This is a genomic window from Caballeronia sp. SBC1 (assembly GCF_011493005.1).
Taxonomy (GTDB): domain Bacteria; phylum Pseudomonadota; class Gammaproteobacteria; order Burkholderiales; family Burkholderiaceae; genus Caballeronia.
Window position 1 is genome coordinate 730,380 of record NZ_CP049157.1, and the last position, 16,568, is coordinate 746,947.

General features: G+C 59.4%; 13 protein-coding genes. 4 read left to right on the forward strand and 9 right to left on the reverse strand.

Translation table 11 applies throughout. The annotated features are described in order from the left end of the window. Nucleotides 1-33: 33 nt before the first annotated feature. The 4 genes from SBC1_RS21340 to adhP form a co-directional block, all read right to left on the reverse strand. On the reverse strand, nucleotides 34-975 hold the full coding sequence (locus SBC1_RS21340) for an ABC transporter substrate-binding protein (protein ID WP_165096714.1): 942 nt from the start codon (nucleotides 973-975) through the stop codon (nucleotides 34-36). Between the two features lie 107 nt (nucleotides 976-1,082). Continuing rightward, on the reverse strand, nucleotides 1,083-2,108 hold the full coding sequence (locus SBC1_RS21345; RefSeq protein WP_165096711.1) for an ABC transporter permease: 1,026 nt from the start codon (nucleotides 2,106-2,108) through the stop codon (nucleotides 1,083-1,085). Nucleotides 2,109-2,132: 24 nt separating this feature from the next. Next, nucleotides 2,133-3,644: a sugar ABC transporter ATP-binding protein gene (locus SBC1_RS21350; RefSeq protein ID WP_165096707.1), complete on the reverse strand. Its 1,512-nt coding sequence runs from the start codon at nucleotides 3,642-3,644 to the stop codon at nucleotides 2,133-2,135. Between the two features lie 508 nt (nucleotides 3,645-4,152). Then, entirely contained in the window at nucleotides 4,153-5,181 is a 1,029-nt protein-coding gene (adhP, locus tag SBC1_RS21355) for an alcohol dehydrogenase AdhP (protein ID WP_165096703.1), read from the reverse strand. Nucleotides 5,182-6,111: 930 nt separating this feature from the next. On the opposite strand from adhP, the gene SBC1_RS21360 reads away from it, so the two are divergent. After that, nucleotides 6,112-6,906, forward strand: a complete 795-nt coding sequence (locus tag SBC1_RS21360) for a DUF899 domain-containing protein (protein WP_165096700.1) — start codon at nucleotides 6,112-6,114, stop codon at nucleotides 6,904-6,906. A 72-nt stretch (nucleotides 6,907-6,978) separates the two neighbouring features. Here the strand turns inward: SBC1_RS21360 and SBC1_RS21365 are convergent, their stop codons facing one another. The 3 genes from SBC1_RS21365 to SBC1_RS21375 all read right to left on the reverse strand — a co-directional run bounded on the left by SBC1_RS21365 (nucleotide 6,979) and on the right by SBC1_RS21375 (nucleotide 11,471). Continuing rightward, on the reverse strand, nucleotides 6,979-8,436 hold the full coding sequence (locus tag SBC1_RS21365; protein ID WP_165096697.1) for an NCS1 family nucleobase:cation symporter-1: 1,458 nt from the start codon (nucleotides 8,434-8,436) through the stop codon (nucleotides 6,979-6,981). A gap of 327 nt (nucleotides 8,437-8,763) precedes the next feature. After that, complete coding sequence (locus SBC1_RS21370) at nucleotides 8,764-9,777, reverse strand: SGNH/GDSL hydrolase family protein (RefSeq protein WP_165096694.1); 1,014 nt, start codon at nucleotides 9,775-9,777, stop codon at nucleotides 8,764-8,766. 164 nt (nucleotides 9,778-9,941) lie between these two features. Then, nucleotides 9,942-11,471 (reverse strand): PLP-dependent aminotransferase family protein, encoded by a 1,530-nt coding sequence (locus tag SBC1_RS21375; RefSeq protein WP_165096691.1) that lies wholly within the window; start codon nucleotides 11,469-11,471, stop codon nucleotides 9,942-9,944. A gap of 166 nt (nucleotides 11,472-11,637) precedes the next feature. Here SBC1_RS21375 and SBC1_RS21380 point away from each other — a divergent pair, with 166 nt between their 5' ends. Further along, nucleotides 11,638-12,282, forward strand: coding sequence for an FMN-binding negative transcriptional regulator (locus SBC1_RS21380; RefSeq protein ID WP_165096688.1), 645 nt, complete (start codon nucleotides 11,638-11,640; stop codon nucleotides 12,280-12,282). A 227-nt stretch (nucleotides 12,283-12,509) separates the two neighbouring features. Here the strand turns inward: SBC1_RS21380 and SBC1_RS21385 are convergent, their stop codons facing one another. After that, nucleotides 12,510-13,421 carry an AraC family transcriptional regulator gene (locus SBC1_RS21385; protein ID WP_165101386.1) on the reverse strand — a complete coding sequence of 304 codons (912 nt, stop codon included), beginning with the start codon at nucleotides 13,419-13,421 and terminating at the stop codon, nucleotides 12,510-12,512. Nucleotides 13,422-13,587: 166 nt separating this feature from the next. Here SBC1_RS21385 and SBC1_RS21390 point away from each other — a divergent pair, with 166 nt between their 5' ends. Next, nucleotides 13,588-14,421 (forward strand): oxidoreductase, encoded by an 834-nt coding sequence (locus SBC1_RS21390; RefSeq protein ID WP_165096685.1) that lies wholly within the window; start codon nucleotides 13,588-13,590, stop codon nucleotides 14,419-14,421. 507 nt (nucleotides 14,422-14,928) lie between these two features. Here SBC1_RS21390 and SBC1_RS21395 read toward each other — a convergent pair. Beyond that, on the reverse strand, nucleotides 14,929-15,699 hold the full coding sequence (locus SBC1_RS21395; RefSeq protein ID WP_165096682.1) for an alpha/beta hydrolase: 771 nt from the start codon (nucleotides 15,697-15,699) through the stop codon (nucleotides 14,929-14,931). Nucleotides 15,700-15,870: 171 nt separating this feature from the next. On the opposite strand from SBC1_RS21395, the gene SBC1_RS21400 reads away from it, so the two are divergent. Then, nucleotides 15,871-16,476 carry a TetR/AcrR family transcriptional regulator gene (locus tag SBC1_RS21400; protein ID WP_165096679.1) on the forward strand — a complete coding sequence of 202 codons (606 nt, stop codon included), beginning with the start codon at nucleotides 15,871-15,873 and terminating at the stop codon, nucleotides 16,474-16,476. Nucleotides 16,477-16,568: the final 92 nt, after the last annotated feature.

Genomic DNA, 16,568 nt, shown 5'->3' on the forward strand with positions numbered 1-16,568 from the left:
CTTCCTCTCTCGTCGCGTTCCGGCAGGCGACGGTCAGTCGTAGAGCACGGCGGTGATCTTCGGATCGTTGATATTGCTCTTGTCGTACCAGTAGAAGCCTGTGTCGACTTTCTTCGGCAGCTTCTCGCCTTTCAACGCCTTCACCGCGGAGTCGACAACACATTTGCCGATGCCAATCGGGTTCTGCGTAATGGCGCCGTACATCAGGCCCGAATTGATGTCGTCCTTTTGCTCCTTGCCGGAGTCATAGCCAATCAGCACGAGCTTTTTACCCGACTCCTTGACGCCGATCGCGGCGCCCTCCGCCGAGCCTTCATTCGAGCCGAAAATGCCCTTGAGATTGGGGTTGGCCTGGATCATCGTCTTGGCAATTTCCGCCGACTTCAAATGGTCGCCGCCGCCATACTGGACCGAGACGATCTTGATGTTCGGATGCTTGGCTTTCATCTCGTTCAGGAAGCCATCGCGACGATCAACGCCAGTGCGGCTGGTCTGGTCGTGCACGATCAGGCCAACCTCACCGGAATTGCCGATCGCCTCGGCCATCTTGTCGGCGGCGAGTGAGGCGGCGGCAAGGTTATCCGTCGCGCAGGTCGTGAGCGGAATGTCGCTGTCGACGCCGGAGTCAAAGGCGATAACTGGAATTTTGTCGGCCTGCGCCCGCTTCAGCAGCGGAATGGCCGCCTTGCTGTCGAGTGCGGCGATGCCGAGCGCCTGGGGCTTCTTGGCGAGCGCGGCTGAAAGCATGTCGATCTGCTTGTCGACCATGGCCTCGGTTTCCGGACCCTCGAAGGAGATCCTGACGCTGTGCTCCTTGGCCGACTGTTCCGCGCCGGCTTTGACGGCCTGCCAGAACTGGTGCTGGAAACCTTTCGAGATCAGCGGGATGTAGGCTTCGTCTGCGCGCGCAAGACTCGCCCCGCCAATGAGCGCGCCAACGCCGACCACAGCACCGATTAGTCTTCTTTTCAACATGGTGGTTCTCCTCCTAAGGTGGGCTATCAACCTTCAGCCGTTGGGGGAGCCTTGGCGCTCCCTTTCTTGATTTTGTTCCGCGTCGCTGCAACGTTAGTCAGCTTTCGTCAGCCTTTCTTGCGCCGCAGAATATCGGCATAGACCGCGAGAATGATGATGAGACCGGTCACCACGATCTGCCATTCCTGAGCGACGGACATGATCCGCAGGCCGTTGGTCAGCACGCTCATGATGAAGGCGCCGATGATCGTGCCCATGATCGTGCCCGAACCGCCGCTGAGAGACGTCCCGCCAATGACCACGGCGGCTATCGCTTCGAGTTCGTAACCTTGGCCTAGCGCCGGCTGGGCCGAATTCAGGCGCGAGGCGATGAGCAGGCCGGCGACGCCGCAAATTGCCCCGCTCAGGCCGTAAATCGCGATCTTCCACCGGTCGACATTCACACCGGAAAGGCGCACGGCTTCTTCGTTGCTCCCGAGCGCAAAGGTGTATCGGCCCAGCGCCGTGCGGTTAAGCGTGATCGAACTCACGACAGCCAGGAAAAACAGGATCAGGACCGCATTCGGAACGGGCAAGCTCGGAAGGAAATAGCCGATCAGCGAATCCTGAGAGATCCTGTAGAAGTTTTCAGTGTCGGTGAAATAGATCGGTTTGTCGGCCGAGACCACGAGCGAAAGTCCTTTCAGCAGCAGCATCATGCCCAGGGTGGCAATGAACGGCGGTATCTTCATTTTCGCGGTGAGGGTGCCCGAAACGGTCCCGCAGAGCGCGCCTGTGCCAATTGCAGCAATCACGCCGAGCGACATCGGCAAATGCCAATAGGTCAGGAACACGCCGCAGATGACCGCCGTGAAGGTCATCAACGTGCCGACGGACAAATCGATGCCGCCGGTAATGATGACGAACGTGCAAGCGATCGCCAGAACGCCGTTGACCGCCGTCGCCTGCAGAATCCCGAGCATGTTGTCCATCTGCATGAAAGCGGGCGAGGCGAAGCTAAAAAACGCCAGCAGCAAAACCAGGCTCCCGAAGGCGAGCAGCTTTTGCAGGGCGGTCGGCGAGAAGAGACGGGCTCTCAGGCCGGACACCCGTCCCTGATTTCCCAGCGCCGAAGTATCCGATGGCAGTGTCATGAAACGGACCTCTCCTCTAAAGACTCATGCCGCTTTTAAGGTTTCACGCTGCGTCGCCAATTGCATGATGCGCTCTTGCGTCGCGTCCATGGCCGAGAGTTCGCCAGTAATGCGGCCCTCGCACATCACGACGATACGGTCGCTCATGCGCAAGATTTCGGGCAGTTCCGACGAGATCATCACGATCGCCTTGCCCTCCCCCGCCAGTGAGCGCAGGAGCTTGTAGATTTCGCTCTTCGCGCCGACGTCGATGCCGCGCGTCGGCTCGTCGAAGAAGAGCACGTCGCAGTCGCGCTCGAGCCATTTGGCGATGACGATTTTCTGCTGATTGCCGCCCGAAAGGAGCCGCACTTGCTGAGTCGCGGAGGGCGTGCGAATGGCGAGCAGATTGATGAAATGGGCGGCTGTCCGGCGTATCTGGGCGCGGCGCAAGAAAACGTTGAGCGACAGGAATTTACCCAGGTTGGACATCACGATGTTCGATTCGACGTCCATTCCGGTCGCAAGACCGAAGCGCTTGCGGTCTTCCGATAAATAGCCGATACCGCGCGCCACCGCGTCGCTCGGTGTCCTGATCGTCACCTTCACGCCTCTCACCAGGATTTCGCCGGATTCGACCGGATCGGCGCCGAACACCGCTCGCGCGACCTCGGTACGACCGGCGCCCATCAGGCCCGCAAAACCCAATATCTCGCCTTTGCGCAGCGTGAAACTTACGTCCCTGACCAAGGGGCCGGCGTTCAGATTCTTTACTTCGAGTGCGATCTCGCCTTCGCTTGCGGCGCTATGAGAAGGCGCGATGTCGGTCAAGGTTCGCCCGACCATCATCCCGATGATCGCTTCGACGCTGGTGTCGCGGGCGGTGACGGTGGCCACATACTCGCCGTCACGCAGCACGGTGACGCGGTCGGCGATCTGCTTCAGCTCGTCCATCTTGTGCGAGATATAGATGACTCCCACGCCCCGGCTCTTCAGCTCCCGGATGATGCGAAACAGCTCGGCGATCTCGGCATCGTTGAGCGCGGAGGTGGGCTCGTCCATGATCAGGACGCGCGAATCGAAGGACAAGGCCTTGGCGATCTCGACCATCTGCTGGCTGGCGACCGTGAGGGTGCCGACAACCGCGCGCGGATCAAGATTCACATGCATGCGGGCAAGAATGTCGCGGGCTTGCGCGTTGAGCTTGTCTTCGTCGAGGAACAGGCCGAGGCGTCCGCGCGGCTCGCGGCCGATGAACATATTCTGGGCGACGCTCAGATGATTCATCAGCTGGAGTTCCTGATGAATGATGCAGACGCCCACGGCCTGCGCCTCGCGCGGGCTTGAGAAGTCGACGGGCTGGCCGTCATAGAGAATTTCGCCGGTATCCCGGGTGTACACGCCGGCGAGGATTTTCATCAGCGTCGACTTGCCGGCGCCGTTCTCGCCCATCAGCGCGTGGACTTCACCTGCCATCAGCTCGAATTGGACTTCGTGAAGCGCCCTTACGCCGGGAAAGCTCTTGCTGAGCCGTTTGACGGAAATGAGCGGGGTCATGGCGCGGAGTTATCGGCATTTCCGCGACGGCGGCCGGCGTCATCGCGAGAAGCGGGTCGAAAAAGCGCCAAGTGTGGATGCGCCGGGCGTAGCCGGGTATCACGATGAAAATCGTGGCTGGAATTGCGGTGAAAACCGCGGCGGAAATCGCAACGAGAAGCCAGACACATTGCTGGGCCCCCAAACCGATGTGCCACGATTTTACGACGCTGGACGGCAGCGGCTCAACCGTAGGCATTCCCTAGTGTTGTGCGCATAGCGTTCGCGCCTCGGTTAGCCGGAAAGTGCCGAGGCTTCGTCAGTACGTTCGTCGAATAAAACTCCGCCATCCTGAATTCCGGGACGGTCTTCTTCCCGGCCGTATCCGAATTGCTCTGCGCGCGGGGTGGTTTCACCCCAGCAGACTACGGCCTTCCCGCACTATGTCGAACGAGCGGTCATGGTTTGCGGGCCGCGCGGGTTCCTGGACCCCGCACGGCCTCCGGCACGCCGTTTTGCTTCGGGCGGTCTACAGCGCGAGGTCGAGCACGACCCGGCCTTCAATATCACCCAGACGCATGCGCTCGAACACCTTGTTGATATTGTCGAGGCTGTCGGTGGATACGGTCGCCTTGACCTTTCCCTCTTCGGCGAAGATCAACGACTCCTGCAGATCGAGCCGTGTGCCGACTATGGAACCGCGCACGGTGATGCCACCGAGCACCACATCGAAGATTGGCAGCGGGAAATCCCCCGGCGGCAAGCCATTCAGCGCGACCGTACCGCCACGCCGCACCATGCCCAGCGCTTGCGAGAAGGCCCGCGGTGACACTGCGGTGACCAGCACACCGTGTGCGCCGCCAATTTCCTTTTTGATAAAGGCGACCGGGTCGGTGGTCTTCGCATTGACGGTGAGGGCGGCTCCAAGGCGCGTGGCGAGCGCGAGCTTGGCATCGTCGATATCGACTGCGGCGACGTTGAGCCCCATCGCTTTCGCATATTGAACCGCCATGTGGCCCAAGCCCCCTATGCCGGAGATGACAACCCAGTCGCCGGGCTTGGTATTGGTGACCTTGAGCCCCTTATAGACGGTGACGCCGGCGCACAGAATAGGCGCGATCTCGACAAAGCCTATCCCCTTGGGCAGGTGGCCAACGTAGTCGGCGTCGGCAAGCGCGTATTCGGCAAAGCCGCCGTTCACCGAGTAGCCGGTATTTTGTTGCGATTCGCACAAGGTCTCCCAGCCGCCGAGACAATGCTCGCAATGGCCGCAGGCGGAGTACAGCCAGGGCACGCCGACCCGGTCGCCGGCCTTGACGTGCTTCACCCCTGCGCCAACCTCGGCAACATAGCCCACACCTTCATGCCCCGGTATGAAGGGCGGGTTGGGCTTGAGCGGCCAGTCGCCCTCGGCAGCGTGCAGGTCGGTATGACAGACCCCGCACGCCTCGATCTTGACTAGAACCTGCCCTGTGCCCGGCGTTGGCACAGCCACTTCCTCAATCTGCAACGGCTGGCCGAAGGTGCGGACCACTGCGGCTTTCATTATCTTGCTCATCAATCGATCTCCTTGTGAACGCATCGGGTGATGCGAACTTGTTTCGTGTTGCTCGCGATCCCAGACCGACACCGCGTTTTCGTGCGACGTGAGCGTTTGCCTCGCATGTCATTAAAAGTACTCAGCGAATTCTGTCCGCTGCCGGCATCTGTAGATACGCGAGAGATGTGCCAGAGGCGCATTCTTTCCCTGCGTTGCACGTCTGGCAAAGGTTTGCTTAACTAATCGGCTGATCCGGGCTGAGGCCAATATGTTCAGTGGGGTGTGCCGTTTCGAGACAGCAGGCGGGCATATGTGGCAAAGCGATACAAAAGAACCAACGGCAACCATGGCGACTTCTGTATGAGACCCTTTTGCCTGTCATGGGGCAATTCGCATTGCTAGTGGGCTGCATAGCGGTGAACTGTCGTCGTAGTGAAAAATAAATGTTCCACTGACAGAGCATTGGCTTTAAGGATTCTGTCGCGGTCATGCCATCGTGAAAAAATAACTCGATATGATCAGGATAGCTTATCGAAAATAGCTGCCGTTGATCCAGATCATGGTCTGGTTTTCTATCCTTCACATTGTCGAGGCGAAATCGACGCACTCGTGAACGGGTACGGTCCGCTCGCACAGGCGCGCCAGGTAGCGCGCCTGCCAGCGACGCCATTGCGGGCAATCATATAAAAACTCGCTTTGGAATCCGGGGCTATAGGCACAACACCACATCGTTCAAGGCGCCGGCGGATCACCCGCTTCGGACCCACGCGCCGCGGCTGGAGTCAGCGACTCCATCGGAATACCGCCACGCTTGTTACTCCCAACGTTCTATTTCCGGTGCCAAACTCAAACCATTCCACAGCCAACAACGATCGATGACCAGCGAATGGAGTCGCGCTTCAGTCACGGGGCGCGCGAATTTATCCAAACCAGGAGATTGCAAAAGTCATGACATCATCAGCCGAGAACGGACTCAAAGAAGGACAGCCTGCCATGCACACGCCGCCGGTCGTGTCGTCAGAGGCGTGGGAGACGGCCCGCGAGCAACTGCTCGTGAAGGAAAAGGCCCACACCCGCGCCCGTGATGCACTGGCCGCCGAGCGCCGGCGCATGCCGTGGATGGCCGTGGAGAAGGCGTATGCATTCGAGGGGCCTGCGGGCAAGGTCAGTCTCCTCGATCTTTTCGACGGCCGGCGTCAGCTGATCGTCTACCGCGCCTTCTTCGAGCCGGGCGTGTTCGGCTGGCCCGAGCACGCCTGCCGGGGCTGCTCCATGGTCGCGGATCAGGTGGCGCACCTCGCCCACCTGAACGCCCGCGACACTACCCTCGTCTTCGTCTCGCGTGCGCCTCAGGCGGACATCGCGCGACTGAAGGCGGAGATGGGCTGGGAGATACCGTGGTTCACCCTCACGGACAGCTTCGACGCCGACTTCGGCGTAGACGAGTGGCACGGCACGAACGTGTTTTACCGCGACGGCGACCGCGTGTTCCGCACCTACTTCATCAACAACCGCGGCGACGAGCAGATGGGCGGCACCTGGAACTACCTCGACATCACGCCGCTGGGCCGGCAAGAACTCTGGGAGGACTCGCCCGAGGGCTACCCTCAAACCCCAACCTACAAGTGGTGGAACTGGCACGACAGCTATGTAGCAGACGCGGCGCCAGACAAAAAGTGGGTCGAGGTGTCGGACGCCGGAGAAGCGGCGTTCCGAAACCAGGACGCGAGCACGAAGCCTTGAGTCGCGCCCGTTCCTGTGGGCTCTAACGGCGGCGACAGTCAGGCGGGGGCGGCGATCGCCCCCACTAAACCGTCAAGCGCCGGTCGCTGCGATCGCGGTCCGCGGCCGCAGCGTCGCCATGATCAGGTACATGCCGCCGCCGATCACCACGCCAAAGAACCACCCATAGGTATTCCACCAGACCGGCAGCAAGTTGGTGAAATTGGGCAAGAAGGTCGAAAACACGCTGCCGACCGCCGCGGAGACCAGCGCGTTGACGTTCCAGCCGCCTTCGTAGCGGTATTCGCCATACTCCTGGTAGAGCGCCGCGACATTGATGTTGCCCTTGGCCACCAGATAGTAGTCCACCAGGATGATCCCCAGCAGCGGGCCCATCGTGGCGCCGATCGCGTTGACGAAGTGCGCGGCGTTGCCTTCCCACGGCGCGAATGGATACAGTACCAGCGCGATGGCCGCGGCAATGTAGCCACCCTTCTTGAAGCTGATCTGCTTGGGGAACGTGTTGGAAATGTCGAACGCGGCCGAGACGAAATTGGCCACCACGTTAATGCCCAGCGTGGCGACTGCGAAGGTCAGCGCTGCGATCAGTGCCAGCACCCAGCTATCGAATTTGGCCGAGATCTGCTCGGGGTGCAGAAGCACTTCGCCGTACACCCTGAAGGCGGCGATGGTGGTGACGCCGGCGACCAGCGAGAACGCGATCAGGTTGACCGGCAGACCCCACAGATTTCCTTTCTTCACTGCGTCGCGATTTTTTGCATAACGCGAGAAGTCGCAAAAATTCAGGTATAGCGCCGCGAAGTAGGTGATCCAGGTCGCGCCCACTGCCATCAGCGCCCAGAACGAGCCAGGCTCGCCGCTGACGCCGGCGTCCTTGGTTTTATCGAGGAGCACGTTCATTGGAATGCCACTGCTGAACGAGAAGCCGCCCGCCTTGATGCACAGGCCAATCGCCAGGATCAGCATTGCGACCCATACCGCCGGACCGGCCCAGTCCTGGAATTTGCGCACCGTCTCCATGCCCTTCTGGATAATGAGCAACTGCAACGCCCATATGACCACGTAACAGATCACCTCCAGCCCCGAGTGACCTAGAAAGTGCGTGCCCTTATAGAACGCCATCAGGCTGTCGTTGCGGATCAGCAGCGCGACCATCGCACCCGACGCGGCTGCCGTCTGTGCGCCGTACCAGAAGCAAGCCACCACGGCGCGCACCAGTGCGGCCAGATTGGCGCCCCACACGCCAAAGGAGGCGCGCGCCAGCACCGGATAAGGCACGCCAGTCTTCTCGCCGGCGTAGCCGATCAGGTTCATGAGCGCGAAGATCACTAGCGAGCCGATCCCGATCGCCAGCACGAAGTTGACAAAGCTGCCGCACAGAAGGAACAGGCTGGCGGCGAGGTAGTAACCCCAGAGGCTGTGCACGTCCGATGTCCAGACGTTGAAAATGCTGAAGGTTCCCCAGTTGCGCTGCCTGGAGGGTGCGAGATCTTCGTTGTAGAGGCCGGGGGAAGGATCGCGGATTTCCATCTGTCATCTCCTTTGAGTTCGTGGAACTGAGGAAACACCGCCGGACACTCCTGGGTGGAAATGCCCCCGCGTCTGAAGCATGCTGATATGCAAGAACTCTATGCACTTTGTCGCAGAGTTTCGAATGGGTTAACCCTAGTCGAGATGCGTGAGAGTACAAGCTAAATATAAGCTGAACGCCCGGTCCCACGCACCATTAGCGTGGTCGCAAGTTCGCGTATGGTCACGGCGCGCAGGAATGCGCTTGATTGACGCGATAGCAAAACAACGTCAGAGCGGGCGTGCGAGTACCCGGCCATTCTGTTGGCGAGTCATCATTCCCCAAGCTCAATGACCAAGACCGCTCGCGGCAATCTGCTGCTCCACATACTGGGCGAACAGGGCGTGCAGATGCGTTGTCGGATGAATGTCGTCGGCGAACATATACGTCTGATCGGCATTGGCCGTCACGTAGGTAGCCGGTGAGCACAGCAATGCCGTGTCATCAGGCGTTTTCGAAGGGTCGCAGGCGGTACTGGTGTTCGACACGGTAAAGCCATTCGCCTGAAAGTTCGCAATGATCTGATCCGCCCAAGTATAGGAATCGATTTGGATCACCTTGCCTTGCAGGCCATCGGCCTGTAAGGCAGCATTCAAGTCATTGTTGAAGAGCTGCGATAACTGGGTCAGGTTTGCTCCGCCGTCGGACTGAGCGATGCCATCGGGCGTCAGTCCAATATTCGGGACATTAACCACTACAACATGACTGGCGCCGCTCTGGATGATCTGTCCAACAACCTGAGCCAGCGTCGTTGCCGCCGTCTGCACGGTCGACGCCGCCGCCGGCAGCGGCCCGGCGCGAAGCACGTCGTTCGCACCAGCCCAGACCAGCACCAGTTGATTAGAGTTGAAGCTGCCGTGCTCGCTCAAATAGCTCGACACCTGCTGATTGACGGGCATTTCTATATTGCCGATCACGTCGGTAAGAAAGTTGTACAGGTTTGCTGGCGTTGCCACCGTAGCGCCGCCCTCGGCATAGCCAAGGCCACCTTGCGCACTCAACTCATGAGCGACGTTGATCGTAAACGCAGCGGTGAGCGTGTCCCCGTAGTACTGCGCAACATCCTGAGTCCACACTTGCCCTGGGTTGGTTGTGAAACGCCCCCCGCCGACCGCGCTGGCGATCGGCGCATAGGTTCCGACGTCCGACAGACTGTCGCCGAACGAGATAACCTGCAGATCAATGCCGCCCGGCGGGTTAGGCGCGCCACTTGAGCCGCTTCCACCGCCGCCGCATGAGGTAAGCAGAGAAATCGCCACGGCAAGAATTGCAGCCCGTACCGTGTCATTAATTCCTTGCATAGCTCCTCCGCTGGTCACTCAGGCACCCGCCTCGTGCGGCGGGCTTATGGGCAGCCTGACAGACTGCATATCGCTCTTGCAATATGCACCTTCGTTAAGCAAAAAGCATGCGCTATCGTCCTGCTTTCAAATATTGAACAGGTCCTTTGGGTGGTCTGCGCCAATTAGCTTCGAGCCGCCTTTTTCCTTGGCGAATGCGGAAGATCACAGTGAGCAGCTTTTGCCACCGCGGCAATACTCGTGGCGAGACGCTGGGTGGCGGTTTCAATCTCATCGTCGCTGAAGCCCCCAAGACCTAAGATCAAACCCATTGGACCTTTTCCACCGGAATACATGGGAGACACCGCTCGTACCACCACCCCGCTTTCGGACGCCAACGACGCTACTAACCTGTCGTTGACGCCTTCTCCAAGCCAGAGCACGAGGTGCATGCCCTGATCACTCGGCTGCAACCAGGCGACCTCTTTCGGCAAAAATCGCTCGATTGTCTCGATGATCCGCGCGCGGCGATCCGCATACACGCCACGAATGCGCCGGATGTGACGGTCAAGGTGACCTTCCGCGATGAAAGCAGCCAGCACGTGCTGATCGGCATTGGGAGGATTGCGATCCATTAGCACGCGCGCGCCGCAGAATGCTTCCACGAGGTTCTCCGGAACAACGGCATAGCCGAGTCGCAACGACGGGAACAGTATCTTGCTGAAGGTGCCGAGATAAATCACCCGGTCTGGATCCAGTCCTTGCAGCGACGGAAACGGATGTCCCGCATAACGCAGCTCGCTGTCATAGTCGTCCTCGACCACCCACGCGTTGTTTGATCGAGCCCACGCCAACAACGCGTTACGCCTTGCCATGCTCAGTGGCATTCCCAACGGATACTGGTGCGACGATGTGACGAATGCCGCCCGTGCATGCGGGCACAGCTTGATACCCGCGTCGACGTTGAGACCCTCTGCGTCGACGGGCACCCGGATCATGCGTTCCGGGCGACCCGTACTTTCCAGAATTGCCGTAATACCCCTATATGCAGGGTCCTCCACCCACGCCGGCTCGTCGGCATCGAGCAGCACCTGGCATGAAAGGTAAAGGCCCTGCTGTGTGCCGCTGGTGATGATCACCTGTTCGGCTTCGCAGCGAACCGAGCGCGATTTCCTGACGTAATCGGCTACTGCTTCACGCAGCGCCCGCGCCCCGTGCGGGTCGCCATACCCTGCCGGTGCGCCGGGGCCGCGGGCGCGCAGCCGGTTGCCTAGACGACGCCACACATCGTCAGGAGCGGCAGGTCCAACCGGCACCGAAACAGCAAATGGCGCTTGCGGTACCGCAGCAAACTGACGTGCAACCTGGGCAAACAGGCGGATGCGTTCTGAAAGCGGGGCTGTTTCGACGGATGACGAACGCGCCCGCGCCTCGGCGGGCGGCGTTAGCGACTGCGCCACGCGCGTGCCGGCTCCAGGATGCGATTGCAGAAAGCCCTCGGCGATCAGTTGCTCGAATGCCTCGACGACCGTTCCCCGGGCAACATGCAACGACGCAGCCAGCGTGCGCGTGGATGGCAGCAGCTCGCCGGGTTTGAGGTCGCCTCGGCGGATAGCATCGCGGAGCGCCTGCGCGAGCTGACGCCCCAAGTTACCCATCGCTCGATCCAGCGTCCCGATCGACGGAACCTCGACCCCTTTTGGTTTTCGAGCCATTGCTTTCTGGTCCAAAGAAAATGATCCAAACTGGTTCTACAACATAAACCAGTTTGCCGCCACAATTCTTGTACTGGCATGGAGCCCGACAATGCGCGAACCTGCTGCATGAGGGTTAGCGCATCGCCACGATCAGCTGCAATCGTGCAACCATCACGGAGCCTATATGTACGTACCAACCCATTTCGATGAACCGCGCGCTGAGGTCCTGCACACGCTGATCGCGGAGAATCCGCTTGGCATTCTGTTCACGCACGGCAAGAGCGGTCTGGATGCCAATCACATTCCGTTTGACCTGAAAGCCGAAGAAGGCGCATGTGGCGTTCTTCATGCCCACGTAGCCCGCGCAAATCCGTTCTGGCAGGACGTGGCCAACGGAGACGAGGTGCTGGTCGTGTTTCGCGCTGGCGACGCCTACATTTCCCCCACCTGGTATCCGAGCAAGCACGAGTTTCACAAGCAGGTGCCGACATGGAATTACCGGGTGGTCCACGCCCATGGCCGGGTGACCATTCGCGATGACGAACGCTACGTTCGAGGGCTGGTCGCTCGCCTCACGCGTACTCATGAAGCCTCCCAGCCCCGTCCGTGGAAAATGACGGACAGCGCCAGCGACTACATCGATACGATGCTCAAAGCGATCGTCGGGGTCGAGATCGAAATCACCCGGCTGGTCGGGAAGATCAAGCTCAGCCAGAACAAGGAAGTGCGGGATATACGAGGGGCCGGATCTGCCCTCAGCGATCAAGGGGAACACGTGATTGGTAGCGCCATGCTTGAGTACGCCGAAATAAAACAAAAGGCACAGTAAAGGCCGGCGATTATCCACGTGATGCTCGTGAAAACTTCGCCTGTTTCTCGAAATCGCTCAATGCAAGTCGTAGTCAAAACCACGGATGGTTTTAGCCTGAGTCAGTCCGGCCTCAGTAGGCAACTTAGCAACCTCGAAGGTTTTCTTCGGGCAACCGCTGCTTGAGCGACACGGGCGACGTATCGCCGGACGCACGCCGCGAGGCAGCTTTTCGCTATCGCTGCCCCTCAATGTGACGAGACGAACTTTGACTCTGGAAAGGCCGGAGGCAACGCGAAGCTGTCGCGCAGGCGTTTCGTCTCTGCGGCAGGCGTCAGGCCAAAGAGTCGCTTGAATTCCCGGTTGAATTGAGAGGGGCTGGCATAGCCGACAGCATGACACGCCGCCTCAGCAGTGATCCCCTGGCGCACCATCAGCAAGCGAGCCTGATGCAATCGAGTGGATTTCACGTACTGCATAGGCGAAGTACTCGTGATGGCCTTGAAATGACTGTGGAACGTTGGCACGCTCATCCCGGCCTGGCTTGCCAATTCCGGAAGGTCCAGATGCTCCGCATAGGTCGCGTGGATACGCTCAAGCGCTCTCCCAATCTTGCCGAATTGCCCTTGCATGGCTAAAGCCGCCCGCATTGCGTGGCCTTGTGCGCCGGTAAGAACACGGAAATACAATTCGCGTACCAGTCCCGGGCCAAGGATTGAAGCGTCAAGTGGCTGGTTCATTGCCTCCAGAAAGCGTAGTACAGACGCTCGCATGGCCGCATCCATTGGACTCGACATCATAGTCTCCGGCACCTCGCCTGCCGATGGCAAACCATGATGATCTATCTGAATCATGAGCTCGGCCGCCACCTGAAAGTCCAGATGCAGGTACAGGGCGAGTAGCGGACACTCGGGCGTCGCGTCGGTCTCCATTGTGAAGGGGACCGGCACCGCAATAGCCAGATAATGCTGCTCGTCATACAGATAAACCCGGTCACCAAAAAATCCGCGTTTTGCACCTTGGCAGACGATCACAATGCCGGGATCGTATAGCACCGGAGTGCGAGACAGCGCCCGGTCCGAACGCAGGACACGCACATCGCGCAACGCGGTCAGGTTGTAGCCTTCCTGCGGAGCCAGCGCAGTCAGCAAGGCCACCATCCGGTGTTGTTCACGTGCGCCGGCAGCGGAAACACGGTGGTTAATGCTTTTCTCGTGAACCGATTTGCTCATAGAAATAGGCAATAAAAACGAAGAATCAGGTCTGATTTTTGGGGCTTATTCAGAATAACATGTAACTCTCGAAACCAGCCCAGGAGTGTTTGCAATGCCATCAACCAAAACCATCCTTATCACGGGCGTCAGTAGCGGCTTCGGACGCGCATTGGCCGAAGAAGCGCTCGCCGCAGGGTATCGGGTCGTCGGCACGGTACGAAGCGAGCATGCAAAGCAGACGTTCGAAGCGCTTAGCTCTACTAATGCGTTCGGTCGCGTACTGGACGTTACCGACTTTGAGTCTGTCGAACATGTTGTGGCCGGAATTGAGGCGAGCGTCGGACCATTGGACGTGCTGGTGAACAACGCAGGCTACGGTCACGAGGGCTTAATGGAAGAGTCACCGCTCGACGAAATGCGTCGGCAATTCGACGTAAACGTGTTCGGTGCTGTTGCCGTCATGAAGAGTGTGTTGCCGTATATGCGCGAGCGACGACGCGGACATATTCTCAACATCACATCAATGGGCGGCTTTATCACCATGCCGGGAATCGCCTACTACTGCGGCAGTAAATTCGCATTGGAGGGAATCTCCGAGGTCCTCGGCAAAGAAGTCAAGCCGTTCGGCATCCACGTGACCGCTGTAGCGCCGGGATCTTTTCGCACTGAGTGGGCCGGTCGTTCGATGGTTCGAACGCCGCGCTCGATCGCGGACTACGATTCTCTGTTCGACCCGATTAGAAAAGGACGGGAAGAGAAAAGCGGTAGGCAACTCGGGGATCCTGTGAAAGCTGCGCGCGCCATGCTGTCCGTTATCGAAAACGATGAGCCGCCATCGCATCTTCTGCTAGGAAGTGATGCGCTCGGTTTGGTCCGGGAAAAGCTCTCGTTGCTCAGTGCGGAATTTGACGCGTGGGAAAGTGTGACGAGATCGACGGACGGATGAATGCGCCCAGCGACCGTATTAAGGAACGGTGTGAAACAGCTCAATAGCAACAGAGAGCGTCGGATGAATTTGAGCCGATCCAAAGAGGGCCTCTCCTTGCCAGGTCGCGAAGTTGCGAAGAACGGCCCTTCTCATTCCGGTGACCCCAGCCCGGCCGCTCGACGGTGGACTGCCAGTGGCCGCTTCAACCGAAGACCTGTCCGTCAGTGCAGCGCTCTCGGATGGCTGAAGATCGGCCTATGCGGTCGTTCGGGATGCCTCGTGGTTGTGGTGCTACGAATGTCCGCTGACATGAACATCGAGTGAGTTTTCTCGACCCATCACGGCCATTCGCTTCATGCTCTCCTGGCGGCCGTTTTCGGATGCTGAGCGGACATCGATAGCGGGCTACCAACTCTGCGCCGCAATGGTCGTCCAAAGCGAATTCGCGATCGTCGCATTCGCCCGAGCTGGTGCTACATGCCGCCTCGACCAGCAGCGTGATCGAAGGCGGCGCCTCACGTCTCATCAGTCCTTGACGGACTGCGTTGCCGCTTGCTCGATCAGCTTCGCGACTTCGGCCGGATGCGAGATATAAGCCACGTGGCTCGAGTTGACCTCGATGGTCTTGCTCCCGGCGCGCGAGGTCATGAAACGTTCCAGATCGGGATTGATCGCGCGATCCGCCGTCGCGACAACTGCCCAGCTCGGCTTCGTCCTCCATGCGGCGTGCGTGATCGGAACGCCAAACGACTGCGCCGCCGGCGTCACCTGCGAGACGGCCATGAAGTTTGCTTCTGCGGCGGGCACATCGGCCGCAAAGTCTGCATGGAACATTGCCTGTTCGATGTACAGGTGGCCATCTGCAGTAGCCTTGATGGCTTTAGTCGCGGGCGGCGTCTTTTTGGTCAGATCGAGAGGGCTTTCTCCCGTGTCCGGCTGGAATGCTGCCACGTAAACGAGGCCGGCGACCTTGTCGTCGTTGCCGGCCTCGGTCACGACCGCACCGCCGTAGCTGTGGCCGACGAGGATGCTCGGGCCGTCCTGCGCATCGATAACCCGGGTGGTTGCCTTCACGTCATCGTCGAATGAGGTCTCCGGCTCCTGCACCACGGAGACCTTGTAGCCATCGCGCGTGAGGATCTTCGATACGGCCTGCCAGCCTGAGCCATCCGCGAAATAACCATGAACCAGGACGATGTTTTTGACGGGCGCGGCCACCGCTGCGTGTGAGCCGAGGGCTGCGGCGGAAAAGGCGATTGCGGCCGCGACACGGCCTACGGTAGAGGAAAGCTTCATTTTCATGCTCCAAGAGGTTGAGTGACTAGAGAATGTCGACGAGTATCTCTCGTCGATTTTGCCATCCTACTAGTAGGATGGCAAAATCGCAAGAAATTTTTCAGAGCTTGGGATTGCGGTGCTCCCCGTGTAAACTGATGCACTATTCAACCGACTAGATGGTAGGTAAAAATGACTGCGACCGGAGAAGCGACCGCGACCAGAATTGTTGAAGCCGCGCGGCAATTCATCATGCGCCGTGGCTACAGCGGATTTAGCTACGCGGACGTCGCTGATGCGATAGATATACGTAAGGCGAGTATTCACCACCACTTCCCCTCGAAGACAGATCTGGCGATCGCTGTGCTGCAACAGCAGCGGGCAAGGTTTGACGCAGACATGGCGGCACTTCAGGTGAGTGGTGCAGACGGTCTTGCGCAGTTGCGCGCCTATATCGATCACTGGGAACGCTGTATTACGGACGACAGCGCCCCGTTCTGCGTTGCTGGTATGCTCGGCGCCGAACTCCCGGCGCTTCCCGACGAAGTGGCGCAAGAAGTGAAGGCGCACTTCGAGGACCTCACCGCGTGGCTTGAACCCGTACTTGAATCAGCTGCGAAAGACAACCTCATCGAACTGAAGTCGTCGGTTCAAACCGAAGCCGCAACGCTCCTGTCGCTGGTCTACGGTGCAATGCTGGCTGCGCGGGCCTATGGCAACGCCGCACTCTTCAAACATGTCACGGACAGCGCAGTGGGGAGACTTGTCAAACCGCACAAACGCACCCGATCCGCCTGAAGATTGGCGCGCCTGGACGTGTCTGACCGGGTGCAATGTCTGACTCGTCCCATTGGCTCCTGCTTTCCGAAGAACTCCGCAAACTGATTGCG